Annotated in this window: 23 protein-coding genes; all 23 read right to left on the bottom strand. The window is 38.0% G+C overall.

Features of this window, described 5'->3' with window-relative positions; all coding sequences use genetic code 11:
- Window positions 1–2 precede the first annotated feature (2 nt).
- The 23 genes from BMZ41_RS08875 to BMZ41_RS08770 all read right to left on the bottom strand — a co-directional run bounded on the left by BMZ41_RS08875 (window position 3) and on the right by BMZ41_RS08770 (window position 16938).
- Window positions 3–719, bottom strand: a complete 717-nt coding sequence (locus BMZ41_RS08875) for a sulfite exporter TauE/SafE family protein (RefSeq protein ID WP_242942035.1) — start codon at window positions 717–719, stop codon at window positions 3–5.
- A 41-nt stretch (window positions 720–760) separates the two neighbouring features.
- On the bottom strand, window positions 761–1237 hold the full coding sequence (locus BMZ41_RS08870) for an AI-2E family transporter (RefSeq protein ID WP_090528745.1): 477 nt from the start codon (window positions 1235–1237) through the stop codon (window positions 761–763).
- A 9-nt stretch (window positions 1238–1246) separates the two neighbouring features.
- Window positions 1247–2101 carry an aldo/keto reductase gene (locus tag BMZ41_RS08865; protein ID WP_090528742.1) on the bottom strand — a complete coding sequence of 285 codons (855 nt, stop codon included), beginning with the start codon at window positions 2099–2101 and terminating at the stop codon, window positions 1247–1249.
- Between the two features lie 35 nt (window positions 2102–2136).
- Window positions 2137–2307 (bottom strand): chorismate--pyruvate lyase, encoded by a 171-nt coding sequence (locus BMZ41_RS08860; protein ID WP_090528739.1) that lies wholly within the window; start codon window positions 2305–2307, stop codon window positions 2137–2139.
- 72 nt (window positions 2308–2379) lie between these two features.
- A complete protein-coding gene (locus BMZ41_RS08855) occupies window positions 2380–3144 on the bottom strand; it encodes a P-loop NTPase family protein (RefSeq protein WP_177184191.1) in 765 nt (254 codons plus the stop codon).
- A gap of 46 nt (window positions 3145–3190) precedes the next feature.
- Complete coding sequence (locus tag BMZ41_RS08850; protein WP_090528733.1) at window positions 3191–4114, bottom strand: DMT family transporter; 924 nt, start codon at window positions 4112–4114, stop codon at window positions 3191–3193.
- Window positions 4115–4123: 9 nt separating this feature from the next.
- Window positions 4124–4738: a sugar O-acetyltransferase gene (locus BMZ41_RS08845; RefSeq protein WP_090528731.1), complete on the bottom strand. Its 615-nt coding sequence runs from the start codon at window positions 4736–4738 to the stop codon at window positions 4124–4126.
- A 328-nt stretch (window positions 4739–5066) separates the two neighbouring features.
- A complete protein-coding gene (locus BMZ41_RS08840; protein WP_090528728.1) occupies window positions 5067–5588 on the bottom strand; it encodes a P-loop nucleotide/nucleoside kinase family protein in 522 nt (173 codons plus the stop codon).
- 15 nt (window positions 5589–5603) lie between these two features.
- On the bottom strand, window positions 5604–6626 hold the full coding sequence (locus tag BMZ41_RS08835) for a S66 family peptidase (RefSeq protein WP_090528725.1): 1023 nt from the start codon (window positions 6624–6626) through the stop codon (window positions 5604–5606).
- Window positions 6627–6635: 9 nt separating this feature from the next.
- Window positions 6636–7103, bottom strand: coding sequence for a GNAT family N-acetyltransferase (locus BMZ41_RS08830; RefSeq protein WP_090168392.1), 468 nt, complete (start codon window positions 7101–7103; stop codon window positions 6636–6638).
- Window positions 7104–7133: 30 nt separating this feature from the next.
- Window positions 7134–7661 carry a DUF7010 family protein gene (locus tag BMZ41_RS08825; RefSeq protein WP_090528722.1) on the bottom strand — a complete coding sequence of 176 codons (528 nt, stop codon included), beginning with the start codon at window positions 7659–7661 and terminating at the stop codon, window positions 7134–7136.
- 156 nt (window positions 7662–7817) lie between these two features.
- A complete protein-coding gene (locus BMZ41_RS15620; RefSeq protein ID WP_177184190.1) occupies window positions 7818–7973 on the bottom strand; it encodes a hypothetical protein in 156 nt (51 codons plus the stop codon).
- 222 nt (window positions 7974–8195) lie between these two features.
- Entirely contained in the window at window positions 8196–8921 is a 726-nt protein-coding gene (locus tag BMZ41_RS08820) for a MerR family transcriptional regulator (RefSeq protein ID WP_090528719.1), read from the bottom strand.
- Between the two features lie 85 nt (window positions 8922–9006).
- Window positions 9007–9834 (bottom strand): deoxyribonuclease IV, encoded by an 828-nt coding sequence (locus BMZ41_RS08815; protein WP_090171028.1) that lies wholly within the window; start codon window positions 9832–9834, stop codon window positions 9007–9009.
- Window positions 9834–11381, bottom strand: coding sequence for a spermidine synthase (locus BMZ41_RS08810; RefSeq protein WP_330388850.1), 1548 nt, complete (start codon window positions 11379–11381; stop codon window positions 9834–9836). Before BMZ41_RS08810 ends, BMZ41_RS08815 begins: the two co-directional genes overlap by 1 nt.
- A 78-nt stretch (window positions 11382–11459) precedes the next feature.
- Entirely contained in the window at window positions 11460–12548 is a 1089-nt protein-coding gene (locus tag BMZ41_RS08805) for an MFS transporter (protein WP_090528713.1), read from the bottom strand.
- A 154-nt stretch (window positions 12549–12702) separates the two neighbouring features.
- The gene (locus BMZ41_RS08800) at window positions 12703–12999 is read right to left on the bottom strand and encodes a hypothetical protein (RefSeq protein ID WP_090171019.1); all 297 of its coding nucleotides are present in this window, start codon (window positions 12997–12999) and stop codon (window positions 12703–12705) included.
- Window positions 13000–13009: 10 nt separating this feature from the next.
- Entirely contained in the window at window positions 13010–13561 is a 552-nt protein-coding gene (locus tag BMZ41_RS08795; protein ID WP_090528710.1) for a GNAT family N-acetyltransferase, read from the bottom strand.
- Between the two features lie 10 nt (window positions 13562–13571).
- On the bottom strand, window positions 13572–14279 hold the full coding sequence (locus tag BMZ41_RS08790; protein WP_090528707.1) for a class I SAM-dependent methyltransferase: 708 nt from the start codon (window positions 14277–14279) through the stop codon (window positions 13572–13574).
- Window positions 14280–14307: 28 nt separating this feature from the next.
- Window positions 14308–14970, bottom strand: coding sequence for a zinc dependent phospholipase C family protein (locus tag BMZ41_RS08785; protein WP_090171010.1), 663 nt, complete (start codon window positions 14968–14970; stop codon window positions 14308–14310).
- A gap of 37 nt (window positions 14971–15007) precedes the next feature.
- Window positions 15008–15337, bottom strand: a complete 330-nt coding sequence (locus tag BMZ41_RS08780) for a putative quinol monooxygenase (protein WP_090171007.1) — start codon at window positions 15335–15337, stop codon at window positions 15008–15010.
- A gap of 91 nt (window positions 15338–15428) precedes the next feature.
- Window positions 15429–16196 (bottom strand): alpha/beta hydrolase, encoded by a 768-nt coding sequence (locus BMZ41_RS08775; RefSeq protein ID WP_090171004.1) that lies wholly within the window; start codon window positions 16194–16196, stop codon window positions 15429–15431.
- A gap of 19 nt (window positions 16197–16215) precedes the next feature.
- Window positions 16216–16938: an AlkZ-related protein gene (locus BMZ41_RS08770; RefSeq protein WP_090528704.1), complete on the bottom strand. Its 723-nt coding sequence runs from the start codon at window positions 16936–16938 to the stop codon at window positions 16216–16218.
- Between the last annotated feature and the right edge of the window lie 28 nt (window positions 16939–16966).

The following is a 16966-nucleotide window of genomic DNA, read 5'->3' as shown; positions in this document are numbered from 1 at the left end:
CCCTACAAATTTCTAAACACCAGCACGGCGCCAGATATAGCCAAAAGAATAATTACAAGTTTCTTTATCACTTTTTCATCCAGCACTTCTGAGCTTTTCATTCCTGCGAACAAGCCTATAAGCATCACTGGAAGCAACATAGCAGCCTGTCGTAAAGACTCTAATGTAATTACCCCAACCAGACTGTAAACAACAATTCTAAATATATTTTCTACTATAAAAACTGCACTGATATTTGCCTTAAATTCTGTGCTTGATTCTGTAACTCTTCCCACATAGGCCGCAAGTAACGCACCTATTCCAAACAATCCACACAGCAAACCTGAGAACAACCCGATTATCCCCAATAAAAGCTTGGATTTTCTGGCTTTTATCAACTGGTATTCACGAAGAAACATTTCAACTGCAATCAGCACCACAACAATTCCAAAGAAAATCTTTAATGCTCTTACATCTGCATTCTTCAAAAGAATAGCACCTGGAATACTTCCCGCTAGAACAAGCAAGGCTAACGGAATAAACACTCTTTTATTCAGCTGCTTTCGATTTTTAAAAACCAATATGAGATTAGATGGGAAGCCGAGCAACAGTTCCACTGGAGAAATATTTACATTGGCCTCGCCAAAACCCAGGATAGTTGTAAAAACTAACGTATTTGCGAATCCACAAAGACCTTTTATAAAGAATGCTACAAATGTAGCAAGTACCCACAATATCAAATCAATTTCCCTTTTCTTCTAGCAAAAACTTATAAGTAAACCTAATCCTTTTTGTTCTTATTAGGTAGCAAAACATCCTTTATCAAATACTTTGCTATGGCAACCACAGGAACCACAAAAATCATTCCGAAAATGCCAAACAAACCGCCACCAACTATCATGGCTATAAGCATAAACACGCCAGAGATTCCAAAGCTGTCTCCAAACAACTTAGGCTTGATGAATAAACCGTCAACTGTCTGAAGAACCACCGTAAAACCAAGGAAACACAGTGCCTGCTTAACATCAGAAATCGCCAGCACAACACCACCAATTATAGCGCCCACAACTGGTCCGAAATTAGGCACAAGATTAGTGACTCCCATCAAAATGGAAATAGCAATCTTCCATGGCATCTCCATAAAATACATAAAGGTGTAATTGGCTGCTCCGATTATGATGCCATCAATAACAGAGTACTTTAGATATTTAACTATGATTCCAATAATATTTTTTATATGAGTTAATAAATTTTCCATATCAATCTTCTACTTATCATCTGGTCCGTGGCCACTATTTCCATAAGGTTCAATCGCATCAATAACAGCCATATCCTCTGGGCTGAGTTCAAAATCGAAAACTTTAGAATTCTCTACTATTCGTGATGGCGTAGTAGATTTTGGAAGCGGCACAATGTCATGCTGTATCTCCCAGCGCAATATAACCTGAGCAACTGTCTTGCCATACTTAGCTGCCAATTTTTCCAGTACAGGATGATTCAGCGATTTTCCTCTTCCAAGTGGACTCCATGCCTCCACCAAAATACCTTTATTCTGACAGTAATCCACTGTATCCTTTTGAAGAAATCCAGGGTTGATTTCTATCTGATTTACAGCAGGCATTACCTCCATATCAATGATAGTCTCAAGATGATGTGTAAGGAAATTTGAGACACCGATAGCCTTTATTCTGCCCGACTTGTAGATTTCTGTCATAGCCTTCCAGGTAGCACGATTAGTATTTTCCCAGTCATCATCGAAAGCATAGGAAGCAGGCCAATGAACAAGGTACAAATCAAGATAATCTAATTCGATTTCCTTCATTGTCTTTTCAAAAGCTTTTAATGTCTTCTCATATCCAAGCTCTGTCTTCCAAGCCTTGCTGGTTACAAAGATATCTTCACGCTTAAGGTCGTGAGAATTTATGTAATCATTTATTGCCTTCCCCACAGGCTTCTCATTCTCGTAAAATGCGGCTGTATCAATATGACGATAGCCTGCATCAAGTGCAGATTTCACTGAATTATAAGCCTCATCTGCATCCTTAATTTTGTAAGTTCCATATCCTAAACAAGGAATGGATGTATTGTTATTAAGTTTTATTCTACTATCTAAACTATTCATAAAGACCCCCTTTTTTGCCAATAATAGGCTGATTATTAAACAATAAAATACTGCATTAATTCGTACTTAAGATTTGTTCCTTCTTCAATGTCTGATGGAAGAAGTGCTCTGGCTACAAGCTTGAGCTCATCTGATTCAATATCGGTTCTTTTGAGATTTGCATAGTCCCCGTCTATGCTTACTACTGTGTAAAACCATGTTTCCATTTCTTTTCTCCTTCAAGTGCTTCTAAAAGCATGACTTCTTGTGGGCTTTTTCCTTAAGTAGCCCACAAGAAGTCATATTTTGTAATTTTTCGACCTAAGCACTATATTTCTTTCAGGGAATAGTTCTTCGCATATACGAAGTTCCAATTCCTGTCTGTGCTTAAAATGTTCCAACAAAGCCTCAGTTCCTTTCACCCCTTTTTCAAGTGCATATGGTGAATTATCAAAGTATCCTAACATCAGCGGAAACCACATTTCGTTGCCCTGATCATCAGATCTTTCTTTTCTTATTATATCAATATTTGATTTGATATCATCGGCCTGAAGATACACTATCTCATATGGCTTGTCAGCAAGAACTTCTTGTATCTGCTTGTAAAAATCGACAATCTCTTCATCGCTACATTTTTGAAAGAGAATCATATCCTCGATAATATTTTGGAAGATTGAACATTCAAAGATATTATTATCTCCCTGCCAATTTTTAAATCGTCTCAAGACAATATCTCTAAATGTTTCCGAGTCTAGATTTCCATTGTAAATCTCATATTTTTCAAGGTCCTTATGAAATCCGGGAATATCTGTAAGAATCTTTGTATAGCAGATAATCATATGGTCATCCTCTGCAAAAGAATTCTTTTCAATCTCATCACGGATATCTTTGTACTTTTCAAGAATCTGTTTATATGTTTCTCTATCAACATAAGCACACCAAGCAAGCTCCACTGGAGAGTAATCTCCCTCGTGTATAGCTGTATAATTTGGATGCTTTTCTGAAAGTCTTTTTACAAGTGTGCTCTTACCACTTCCTTGCAACCCCTCTACAAAATAATTCACTAAAATCCCCCTTAATTATGTCTTTGTATTTATCAATACTATAACATTAATCATTTACCCTATTTACAATATATATTCCAAGGCTTACAAGTACAAGCGCCACTAGATACTGAGCTGTAATTGTCTTCCACTCTGACAAAAGTATAGCTGAAAGCAATGCACCAAAAATCGGATTCGTAAATCCGTATATTGTAACCGACGATACTGGATTGTACTTTAACAGCACGCCCCAAATTGAATATGCTACAGATGAAATCAGCGCCATGTAAATGATAAGTGGAATGCCTGTAAGTGAGGTCATATGCAGTCTACCACCTGCAAAAAATCCAACCAGCATCATAACAATTCCACCTATGATGAACTGATATCCGCTGAGTGTCACAGGATTTTCTTTGATGGAATACTCCTTGATAAGTACTGATGAGATGGCATAGGAAACCGATGCCACAAGGATAAAGCCCTCGCCATTGATGGCAAAGCCCTCACCTATGCTTCCACCAGCAAGGCTTACTATTATTACACCTACAGCTCCAAGCACGCAGCCTACCACCTTGTTGGTAGTTAATCGCTCCTGCTTTCTTACAAGAGAAGCTAGAAGGATTGCGAAAAAGGTGCTCATGCCATTGATAATAGATGATTTCACACCTGACGCGTGGGCCAATCCCATGTAGAAAAAGAAATACTGTAGAATGGTCTGGAACAAACTGAGTGTGCATACCATTCGCCATGATTCTTTCTTTGGATACAAAACCTTTTTCTGAAGAAGACTGCCAAAAATAATAGCAAGTATTCCCGCCAGGAAAAATCTAATTCCAGCAAAAAGAATCTGCGACATACTGTCGCTGGCATCTATCTCAAAAAGCCTGTAGCCTATTTTTATGCTTGGAAATGCACTACCCCAAAGCAGGCAACATACAATTGCCAAGAAGCATACCACTATTTTATTTTTAATTAGGTTCTTATTTTCCATTTACTTCGTTTATACGATATAGTCGTCTACATCAAACTTTCTATCTTTGTAATAATAATCCCTGTCAGCTTCTGTGATTTCCCTCACTACCTTACAAGGATTTCCCACTGCAATAACATTATCTGGAAGATCTTTGTTTACGACACTTCCGCCTCCAATGACCACATTATTACCTATAGTCACTCCTGGCATAATGCAGCTATTACCACCAATCCACACATTATCTCCAATAGTAATATCTATGCCATACTCATAGCCTGAATTTCTTGAATCTGGATGTATTGGATGCCCTGCGGTATAGATGGCAACGTTTGGAGCAATCTGCGCGTTGTCTCCAATCTTCACTTTTCCCACATCAAGAATCACCAGGTTATAATTGGCAAAGAAGTTCTCTCCAACCTCGATGTTGTAGCCATAATCACAGTGAAAAGGTGCTTCAACATTTATGCATTCTCCTGTCTTGCCCAGAATTTCCTTTATAAGCTTATCCTTTTCCTCCTGCTTATCAGGCTCCATGTTGTTGTACTTATATATCTTCTTTTTATTCTCCATGCGCTCTTCACTGAGGCCGTCAAGCCATGCCTTGTATGGAAGATTCGCAAGCATTCTTTCTTTTTGGTTCATATTTTTCTCCTATAGGAATTATTATGATATTTATTCATCATTTACGGTAAATCCTAGTAATCTACTATAAATACCGTAGTGATTGTTCTTGCTTATACTCTATTTACGGAATAAATACATTTCTTCCATATTTTTACCGTAGACTATTCTAGTTTTAGATGCAATTCATATAGGTTACCTACGGCAAAATTCATAATAACCAATAATTCTTCCGTAATTATACTCATAAAAACTCTTTTCTCTCCTAAAAATCTACGTAATAATCTTATATATTACTTAATTTTTCCGTAATCACCCTGTTCCTATATTCTGGCATAATTAAATATCTTTACTGAAGTAAATGTTCTATTACATCCTCATAATTTTTTTCAATTAAATTTACTTTCTCCCCAGCGTTCTGGTATCCTGAAATCACCTGTCTATTATCAGCCTTAAGTCTTTCAATAGTGCAATCACTATCATCCAGCCTGTTTTCTATATCAAAAGCATGCGATTTTATCTCAGCAAAATGAGAATCAATGTACTCCTCCGTCATGGCTAGGCATATAAATGCAATCTCCTGCAAATACTGCTCATCAAAATCCTTTCGCCAATCATAAGGAATATAGCAGCCTTCAATGATAAGATTCTGCTTGTTCTCTATAGCAGTCTTAATCATCTCCCTGACAATAGGCCATAGATATCCTACAAGCTGTTCATCATCCTCTGGTGTTAGCTCTGTGTTCCCGCTTCTAATCAATCCCATTTTCAAATGATCGATTGATGCATAGGGATATTTATACTTTTCCAGCATCCTCTGTGCCAACACAGTTTTCCCCACATGAGATGCACCTGTAATTATTGTAACCATAATTACCTCTGATTTCTAAAATCTAATAACCTGCTTTTCTATATCAACTGTTGCATCAACACCAAATGGTATGATACATCTAGGTGTGGCATGACCAATATTGACATTAGCAACTATTGGCAAGCTTGGGTTGCCTACTACCTCACAAATTATCTGCTTATACTCAGCGAAGTATTTTTCATCCATAGGTTTTCCACATAAAACACCAGAAATAACCTCAAATATTCCTGTGTTTTTCAGTGTTAACAACATTTCTCTATAGTGTTCTGGAGAAGGCTGCTCCTCACTTGTTTCGAGAAGTAAGATTTTGCCTTTCCAATCCTCTAAATCAGGGAAGATCTTATACTTTTCGCAAAGAGAAACCGTGTCCTCATACCTTGTATTATCGAAGATATCAAAGATAGATTCAAGGCAACCTCCTAGAATCTTTCCGCTAAAAGTGCTTGGTCCCTGAAGCAATTCGAATCCATCATTCTTGTGAGATATTTTAGCAGTTCCTAAAGCAGCAGGTGACCAATCGGTCCTCTCCTCATACCAAACATCACTTGGAGTGATTTCCTTTATAGTTCCTGTCTGTATTAATTCTTCAAAATACTTTGCTGTGTATTGAAGCATCTGCTTATCCATTTCACATACATCTGCTAAGAATGACTGACCATAAAAGGTATTAAGACCAGCTTTATGCAGCATAAAATGATTCATTGTTGTATCGGAAAAACCTAGGAACACCTTTTTGCTTATGGCATTTTTTAACTCATCATTTTCAAATAGATATGGCAAAAGACGATAAGTATCATCACCGCCTATAGCACAAAAAATCATATCAACAGAGTCATCTTTAAAGGCTTCAAGCAAATCCTCTGCTCTCTCCTCAGGATGATTCTTAACATACTCTATTCCTTTCATGGCATGAGGCATCATCTTTACATTCAGACCATAAGCATTGAGTCTTTTCATGCCAAGATCAACTTCATGCTTTACGAAATCTTCGCCAATGGTTCCCGATGATAAACTTACAATAGCTACTGTCTTAATCATGTTGCCCTCCTATCGCTTTATAAAAAGCTGCATGTCATATTCGTCAGTACCATTTTCTATAAATCCTATTGATTTCCAAAACCTAATGGAATCTTCTTTTTCACTATTGATTTCATAGTACGAAGCACCATTAGCCTTAGTATATTTTTCAAGTGCCTCAAAGCATCTGTGCCCAGTACCATTTCCTCTATGTTCAGGGAATACCCAAAAATCCATTACAAAACACTTACCATCTTCACTCTGATAAGTATTATACTGGGCAGCTCCAATTCGATTCTCATCTTCTTTGAAATATACCATATGATGTTTATCGCATTTACGAATCATATGATTTTTGATAATATTTCTATATTCATCTCCAGAGAAATATTCTATATCCTCTGGATCATCTATAATTCCATCATCCAATAAATACTTTAAATGGATTGACCAGAATTCATTTATATTTTCTACTGGGATTTCTTCGATTGATATCATTATTTTATCCTTATCTATATTAAATTTATCTTATAATTTCTTAACTTCATAAACTAAAATCAAAAGAAAAACCACTTCACATAAACATACTGCCAAGGCCACTACTGTCGCATTAAATATGACACCAAATATAAGTGAAATCACAGGTATTGCAACTGCAAAAATAATGTAAGCCTTAGAAAGATAGAGCCATGCATATGGCAACAAATGTGCACCGAATACCATTGCAAATACCATAACCATTTTTTCTGGAACAGCACTAAATACCCACATAACAATTAAGATATATAGCATTTGATTCATTGTAAACAATAACCCCGCATTGCTAAGTGGATTCTTTTTTGAAAACAAATCCACCTTGACTATTTTTCCAAATATCATGGCTAGCGGCATCAATGGGCACGCACAACAAAATACTAAAATATTCTTAGATTTAATAGGAATCTGAAGTATAGTAACTATCGCAATCAGTCCCCAAAGAATAATAGATGCTGCTATAAAAGGAATTCCCTTTTTCTGTTCTTTTGCAATATCAAGTCTTAATTCATCAAGTGTCATTTTTTCCTCCCAACTATGATTAGCCTAACTGACAATATTTATAAGTTATTTCTATCACTCCGTTTTGGTGATATCCCATCTTCTCATATAGATGCAGATTACCTGGCTCCTGAAGAATAGTTCCTAGGCTCCAATTATTAGCACCATGTATGTCTTCTACCATCTCTTTTCAAAAGCAATTCTTGTATCAGCGATAAATCCAACTATTGTCACAATGGACATTACACATTTTTCAAACATGGTTCCAAGGAACTGCTCAATAATCCCAAAGAACGACAATGGTAATGTAGCAATCAGGAAAACTGATATCACGATTCCCCAAAACTTATTAAATTTGATTGGGATAATCCGAACCTATTGCAACTGATATGAAACCAGCCTTCTTTAAGCTGAATTTTCTAATCCACTCCTTCATCCTATTCTTCTCCCTCGTTTAAATTATTATTCTACTATATATGTTTTCTGGGCAAAAAAATAGTCCAAATGCCATATTTACCTATAAAAAATGGAGCCACTTATGTGGCCCCATGAATCTTATTTACAATATGCTTTTATGGCTTCGAAAGCGAAGGCTCCTGTGCCCGCTCCGCCAACCTTATCAATGTTTTCTGTAAACTCTCCGCCGCTGGCGTATGCCTGCCCAAGACCAAGAAGGATCTTGTTATCACATTTGTAGAAGTTCTCAGAAATATAATTTTGAATCTCCTTTACAATACTCTGTGCTGCGGCAGAATCCGGCGAATCATTTTTTACCTCTCCCAGCTTTGCAAAAAGCTGCATGAATTCAGCCCAAAGCTGCTTCTCATCTTCCTTAGTTCTGCCAGCAGACTTCTTCTCAAAATCCTTATAGGCAGCTGTGTTGCCCCACTCTTCCTTTGCCTTCTTTGCATATTCCTCAATTTTACTATTATCAAATACTGAAAAGTCCATTTTCCTTCCTCCTGTTGTTTTAATCTCACGGGCGAAAGCTATCAGGTTTTCTAAGTGTTCCTTCTTCAAGGTTAAAAGCTCTATCTGTTGGTCTAGTACCTTTTCCTTGTCGAAATCAGGATTGTCCACTATATCCTTAATCTCTTTCAGTGGAAACTCAAGCTCTCTGAACAATAAAATCTGCTGCAATCTCTCCATTGCTGTATCGTCATACAGTCTATAACCAGATTCTGTATACTCTGCCGGCTTCAAAAGACCAATCTGATCATAGTATTGCAGGGTGCGTATACTCACTCCCGCTATTTTGCTAACTTCATTTACTGTCATCATTGCTGTCTGTCCCTCCGTGTGCTTTTAATATAAAGTATGACGTAACGTTAGAGTCAAGAAAAAATTTAAGAGGTTTTTCAACCTCTTAAAACCAGCTTTTAACTGTTGCGATTTCTTCGATATATCCGGCATCATCGTTTGGCGTTTCAAGAATAAATGGAAGATTCTGGGTGACTGGATGAAGAGCAATTCTTTTCATAGCTTCCATACCAATACAACCTTGTCCTAGCTTCTCATGTCTATCCTTTGCTGCACCGCATTCATTCTTACTGTCATTGAAATGGATTGCCTTAAGTCTGTCCAAGCCAATCACTTTATCAAACTTAGTCAGTACTCCATCTAAATCATTTACTATATCGTATCCACCATCCCAGATGTGGCAGGTATCGAGACATACCCCAAGCTTTTCATTTAACTCTACACGGTCAATAATCTCTCGGAGTTCTTCGAAGGTCTTACCAACTTCAGAACCTTTTCCAGCCATTGTTTCAAGAAGCACTGTGGTATTCATATCAGCCCAAAGGGATTGATTCAATCCATCTGCTATCTGATGAATTCCAACCTCGGCACCCTGTCCTGTATGAGAGCCTGGATGGAAATTGTAATACTGATTTGGAACCTGCTCCATTCTCTGTAAATCCTGCTGCAGCATATCAAGCCCATTAGCTCTGGTCTCTGGCTTTGCCGAGCAAAGATTCATAGTGTAGCTGGCATGGGCTACAAGTGTTCCAAACTTCTCTTTCTCAAGAATCGCTTGTAGCTTTTCAACATCAGAGGCTTCAATATCCTTTGCTTTTCCACCTCTTGGATTTCTTGTAAACCAAGCAAAGGTGCTTCCGCCAAAATCAGTCATCTGACGTCCCATTGCTTCATATCCATTAGTCACTGATAAGTGACAGCCTATATATATCATTAATTTACCTCTCTTAAAATCAATGAAGTAAGTCCCTCTATTCCCTCTTCATTGAATATTTTTTTGTAATATGCGACCTCATCAGAAATCAACTCATCTATAACTTTCATTCCAAGGAGCTCCACCGGAGCCTTATCGTCAGTCATAATGAGATTTCCTGGATTATATTTTTGCATGCCCACCTGTGCTAAAGACATCATGTAAAACAAGTCTGCATCTGTTTCTTTATCAATGGCTTTAGTCAGATTTTCTTCCATCTGTGGATTGAAGCTGGCATATAAAATCCTGTTAGTGCAGCCCAGTACCTCGGCTGTATAGATATTTGGAAATACTGCCCCTATGGTATCCGCCAGATAGTCATTGATGTTTCCTGGTGAGTTGCTACGCATATTCAAATTCACAACCATCACTCCATCTTCATCTAAATGATCTGCCACCAATTGAAAGAATTCTTTGGAAGACATCTGAAATGGGATGGTTATATCCTGATATGCATCAACCATAATCACATCATATTTATCCTTTGAGGCATTCAGATAAGCTCGACCATCATAAGTGATTACTGGTACATCCTCAGGAAGCTCGAAATAATCCCTTGCAAGCTGCGTAATCTTTTCGTCAATCTCTACACCAGTAATATCCAGGTTATCGTAATATCTCTCGCATTGAGTTGCAAAGGTTCCACTGCCATTTCCCAAGATAAGAATTTTCATAGTTTCTGATGTTCCTACCATTGGAAGTGACGCCATAGCATAATCATAGTAGAGACCTGTGGGACCTTTGTCCTTTTGATATACCGACTGGACGCCAAAAAGAACATTGGTGGAAAGGATGACCTGATTGCCCTCCTCGTGAACCTGAAGATAATTGTAAATTGATTCACCTTCATATGTTAGATTAGTCTGCCAAAATGCAAAGCTATTGCTATGACCAAGAAGGCAGCAGACTAAAAATATCACAATGCTAGCAGGAACCCTCTTGGCCTGAGAAAAATTTATTTTAGAACTAACAAAATACACTATACAAAGCGCAAGCAAAATTCCTGCAAATATCAGAAATGTGATGGCCGTACCAACTGCAGGAATGCTTATAAAAGTAGGAACAAAGGTGCCTATAATGCTTCCGATGGTATTGCTTGCGTTGAGCTTACCAACGACACTTCCGCTATCATCAAGACTGTCCACAGAAAACTTCACCAGTGATGGAGTCACTGTACCTAAAAGGAATAACGGAAATACGAATATAATCATGCAGGCTGCAAATCCTGCAATGACAAGAAAATTCGTATTTACGGTAAAGATTATCAACGCAGATATAGCTAAAATAACATACTTTCCCACAACTGGTATAGCGGCTATCCATATGGCAGCAATGATAATGCGCTTATATAACTTATCAGGATTTGGGTCCTTATCCGCCATACGGCCTCCATAAAGATTTCCTAGTGCCATAGCAATCATTATCGTACCAATGATAATAGTCCACACAATTTGTGATGAACTGAAATATGGCGCCAGTAACCTACTAGCGCCTAATTCTACTGCCATTACTGACATCCCCGCAAAAAACTCCGTCAAATAGAGATACAATTTGTTTTTTAGAATCGGTCTGTCCATTTTATTCTCCTAAGAAAAAATCCATCCAAAAACAGGTGACAAAATAATCATTATAACGGAAAAAGTGAAGGAATTGATAGACATTAATGTTGCTCTCTGGCTGGATGGAATCATATTGTTTAATACAACATCTGAGCGTACTTCTATAAAGCTGTCAGCAAAGCCTCCTACGAAAGCACCAAGCATCGTCAGGGCAATACTGCCTGTGAAGATTGAGCCGAAGGCTATGGCGATTCCTATGACGGCAAATAGGCTGACATATTTGTATCGTAAATACGTACAGTATTCTATTGCCTTTGCGCCAATGACAGAACCTAAACCTACTGAAAATAATGCTGGCCCAAGCCAGATAGTTTTGATTCCAAGCTGTGGCAATTTTGCCTGTAAGAAGAAAACTATAAGTGTCGCCACTGCGCCTATAAATGCGTTGAATATGATGATTAGCCTTGCCTTACGATTCTCTTTGATGAATCTGACACTCTCTAGAGCCACCTCTTTAAAACGGGCGCTGCCACTGGTGTGATGGCTTAACTCACTCTTTGGTTCCATCAGTGTGGTTCCAATTAGGATTGCTGCTGTGGCCATAAGGATGTCCAAGGCATTCGCCTTCTTATATCCAAGCATTAGAGCTATTCCCGCCATAAGAGTACCCAATGAACTGGTTAGGCGATAAATCACCATGTCATTAGAAGCGAACTTGCTGTACTCATTTTCAATGCCTGCTGCCTTTAGGCTGTCGTAAGCTAGCGCTTCTCTGGTACCTGATGCCAAGTTGTAGCTTAGGGCAGAAAAAACCATAGCAACTGATATACCGGCGAAGGTGTTTGTGAATATCATCAGGATGGATGAAATAATAGCCATTACGCTGGCTGTAATCATAACCTTCTTACGTCCAAATACGTCTGCCACTGCTCCTGAAGGCACCTCAAAGATCATGCTCGCTACATGAAATATGCTTTCAAATAATCCAATCTCAACTGTGGAAAATCCTCTTGCGGCAAGTAATGCCACCCAAGAGGCTCCAGCAATCATCAATCCCCCGATTCCATCAATAAAATATAGTTTAGTAATCTGATTTCTAGCTTTATTTGTATTCATTTTAATCTCCTTAATCTTTGCTAATTTATAAAGAATAAGGAGCTAAAACATTTCCTTTCATTAAATGTATATTAACTGTTTTCCAAGTCATTTTATTTCTCCTTTAGTTTTCTCAATTTCCATATTCCCCCCTTCGGCTAAGCCAATCTTTTTCCTAAAACTCCTCTTCTATCTCAGCTATGGCGCACTTGCCACAGAGCTGACCAACAAATTCTTCCATGTAAAAAAACTCGCCATCAAAATAAGAATCAAAATCCTTTATCGCGCCAGACAAAGTAAATGCCTTGCCGCAATCCTTGCATTTTCTCATGACCGACATGGCTACATCATCATCTTCAACCTCATAGTCATCATGCTCCATATCGCCATCTTCATAGCCTTCCAGTGTATGGTTTGCCAAATAATCATCGGATGGTTTTAATTCTCCATCAATCTCTGAAAAAAATCCCATTAATTTACTCCTAACAATTAACCAATTTCAACCAATCTTCCTTTGTCATCAGATTCATGATATTTGTTCTAACTTCATCTAAGAGCTGAAGCTTCACTTTTTCCTGAGTGTCATGGTATTTGAAGCCCAGTTTTTCCTGGACTCTCTTAGATTTTTCATTACCCTGGTAATAACCACACCATACCTTCTCTACATTTAAGTCTTCAAAGGCACGACGGAGAAGCTCTGTACAGGCTTCAGGCATGAGCCCCTGTCCCCAGTATTCTTTGCCAAGCCAATATCCCAACTCGCACTCATTATCATTGTCAAAATGGAACATTAAATCTGCTGTGCCCACTGGCTTGCCTGTCTCCTTCAGACAAAGGCAATAATTTTCTGCATTGGTGAAAACATTATTAATAACATCAATGCTTTCTTCTATTTTCTTATGTGCTGGCCAGCCACAAGGAAGTCCTACCTCTGGCTCTTTTGCCATACCAAAAAGGACCTCCGCATCCTCCTCATTCCAATGACGAAATCCTAATCTCTCTGTCTCAAATAAATACTTTGTGTCTCTGCTCATGGTGTACTCCTTATTTTTTACTCATAACAAATATTCTTCGTGTTTCCTCGTCTTCCCCATCCCAAGCGAAATATGTTACTTCTTCAACATTAAAGAACTGACTAAAAATCTCCGACCATTCCTCATCTGTTCTTGAGGTCATTCTGAGAATTCCATTTACATACATTTCATTCCCATTTTTGAATTCTATTTTTTTCTCTGGCTTACTGACAGGCTCAGCATAAAAATTCATAGCAATAACGATTTTCGCATCCTTGGTAGTTATTCTAGCAAAATTCTTTATGATATCCAAAGCTATATCAGCTGGTAAAACATCTACAACATTACTGCAAAAGATGCCATCATATGATTCTGCAGGTTCATTCTTTAGCCAATCAGTTGAAACACATTCTGCTCTAAGACCATTCTCTATATTGAAATGTTTCATAAAGCATTTGCAAAGTTCAATTGCATTTTTTCCCACATCGACACAGGTTACATCCTTGCAGCCTGACTTATTTATGGTTATTCCAGCCCAGCCTTCGCCACATCCATAATCTAAAACTCTATTCTGACCAGCAAGTTGTTCAATAATTACTTTTTGCAGTTTAGCTGATGAACATAAATCTTTCCAACCATCCACAGGATCATACTCCTGCTTATATTCATTCTTTGCATCCTCATCCATTTCAAATGCATTATTCCAAAATTTTAGTGCTTCTTTGTAAGTATTATTCATTATTCTGCCCTCTACTTTTAGTAATTCATTAAATTAACGTCTTAATAATACCAACTGTTTCATCTACAAAACTGTCATATCTTTCTTTCGAGAGATATTTGTAGTCCCTATAAAGGTCGCCATGATCATCACTACGATAGTAGCCGCATATATATTCACGTCTATTTTCAAAAGCATCCTCAGCAAATATATCCATGAACACATTTGTTATGTTATCCGCTTCTTCGTATATACGAAACGCTCTAAACTCTGGATTGTCTGCCAGATATCTGAAATCAAGGTCATACCAGTCTTCCTTATTTTTCCAGATGAAGTCCTGATAAGACATGCCTTCCTTTGCAGCGTTCTCTTCAGTTACTCCCTCTTCTCTAACCATTTTTGACCACTCAATATCAGTCAAAAGATGAGTATAGTAGCCAAGGAAAAATGAATATTCCTTTTGGGTATAACCATTTATTGCCTCTGACGAGAAATATTCTGTAATAAATTTATCTATGTCAATAAAGGTTCTCTCCTCTGGCTTTGTCTTGAAATGAGTTACATTTGTAGGTGGTGTAAATACCGACCAATCCTCATTTGGAACACCACTGTCCGGAGCAATATTTCCCAATACAAAAGCAGTCTCATCCAAATCATCAATTCTGTTCAGCAGTTCATCTGCTATCCTAAGGTGTACCATCCATGATGCCATAACATTATTCTCCTTCTAGTCCCTTTTTATCACTTGATTATTTTCTTATGAAAGATTCATCTCTATCCGGCATAGTATCATCCGAAACATATCTCTCCACAGTCATATGAAGGTCATATTTTTCTCTAAGCTCCATTATCTTGCCCATCATAGGGGATGCGTGATGTATGTCTATTGATTCCTGGTTCTTCCAGCTATCAATCAAAAGAACAGTCTCTGGATCATCTAAAGCAATGTAGTATTCATAGCGCAGATTCCCATTTTCATTTCTAATGGCATCAACAGTTCCACTGCTAATCATCTCCTCAGCAAATTTCTTCGCTGCACCATTTACACCTTTGTATCTTAAATTTACTGTAATACTCATAGTTTTATTCCTCTATCACTCCACACATGAACTTCAATATATCTCTCTGGTCCAAATGTACCATCAGGATTCCAACTCTCCTCCAGGTATTTTATTCCAAAGGCAACCAATCTAGAACTTTCTTAATCTGACTATCCCAGAAATCCCAGTCGTGACCGTAATCATCTTCATCCCAAGTTACTTCAAAACCTTTCTCCTGTAGGAAATTTCTGAAAGAAATATTAGCTGGCATTAAGTCATCCTTGGTTCCACAAGCCATGTAAATCTTTGGAATAGGACGCTTTTCAGAAAGCATTTCTTCTACAGCCACCCAAGGGTTCTTGTTGGTCTTTGAAGCATCTTCTATGTTATCAAACAGTCCAATATTTGCTTCCTCTGAGGTATCCTCAAAAATATGCACTGCGGAAGACAACCCTGCAACATGACTAAAATTCTTCGAATATACGATACCATTTCGAAGTGCACCAAATCCTCCCATAGAAAGACCTGCGATAAATGTATCCTCACGCTTTTCAGAGAGCGGAAACATTCTTCTGGTTACATCCACCAGTTCTTCTCCTATGAATGTTCCATAATCATTCCAAGGTGTTCTGGAATTGAAATAAAAAGCATTATCACCAGATGGCATTACTACCGCCAGATTCTTTTCTTCGGCCCACTTTTGGATTCTGGTCTGACTAATCCAATCAGTATAATTTCCTAAAAGACCATGCAGGAGATAAAGTGTTTTGTACTTACGATCTTTTCCATTTAGATATCTATTAGTATCTGCATCAAAACGATCCACCGGAAGTATCACATTCACAGGCACCTCTCTGAATAAGGCTTTTGATAAGTAGTTTACTTGTATTAACGCCATTTTTATCCCCTTTTCTATATCACTTAATTATTTTTTGTATCTGCTTCTCTGTAGCTATAGGGTAAATATCCCTTATATGATTAGCTATAGCTTCTTTTGAATCAGATGGATTCTCTTTATATCTACTCCTTACATGGTCATAGCCAAAAAGATTTTCTGGCGTTGCATATATAGCAATCGGCCAACCATAGGCTTCTCCCTGTTTGTTTTTACGCTGGCGAAAATCCTTTACAGTAAGATATGTCTTCATCTGAAGGTCAGTGATTGTACCATCAAAGCCCTTCTCTCCACCTTTACCGAAGCCTGCCAGCTTTTTGATTTCATTGGAGTAGAGCTCCTCATTCTCCTCAAATAAATCCATTATCTTTTTCTGTCTGCGAGAAGCTTTGCCATCCTCCCAAAGAGAGTCAAAATCATAGCCATCACGTCTATAATTTGCAAAATATGGAAGCCACTCTTTAGAAATAAATCCCGCCTTCTTATCGAAAAATTTGCCATAAGCAACTTCTCCACGGCGGGCAATTATCTCGCGCCACTCCCAAGGATCAACCTCCATATCTCCGCTCCACCAATACTCTGGAACAGTTCGCTCCTCCAGTGAAAAACCAGGAATCTCATTCTTGAATAAAGGCAAAAAACCAATCTCATTAATATATTCAATTACATCATCCACAGTATGAAGGCACTCTGGGTCATCCCACTCAACCCCATACATTATCCAGGTTCCATTTTCGTTTGGCATAATCTCTTCTCCTATTTATTGCCCCTTA

This window comes from Pseudobutyrivibrio sp. UC1225, assembly GCF_900115215.1.
In the GTDB taxonomy this organism is placed as follows: Bacteria; Bacillota; Clostridia; order Lachnospirales; family Lachnospiraceae; genus Pseudobutyrivibrio.
This window is presented reverse-complemented; position numbering and strand designations above follow the sequence as displayed.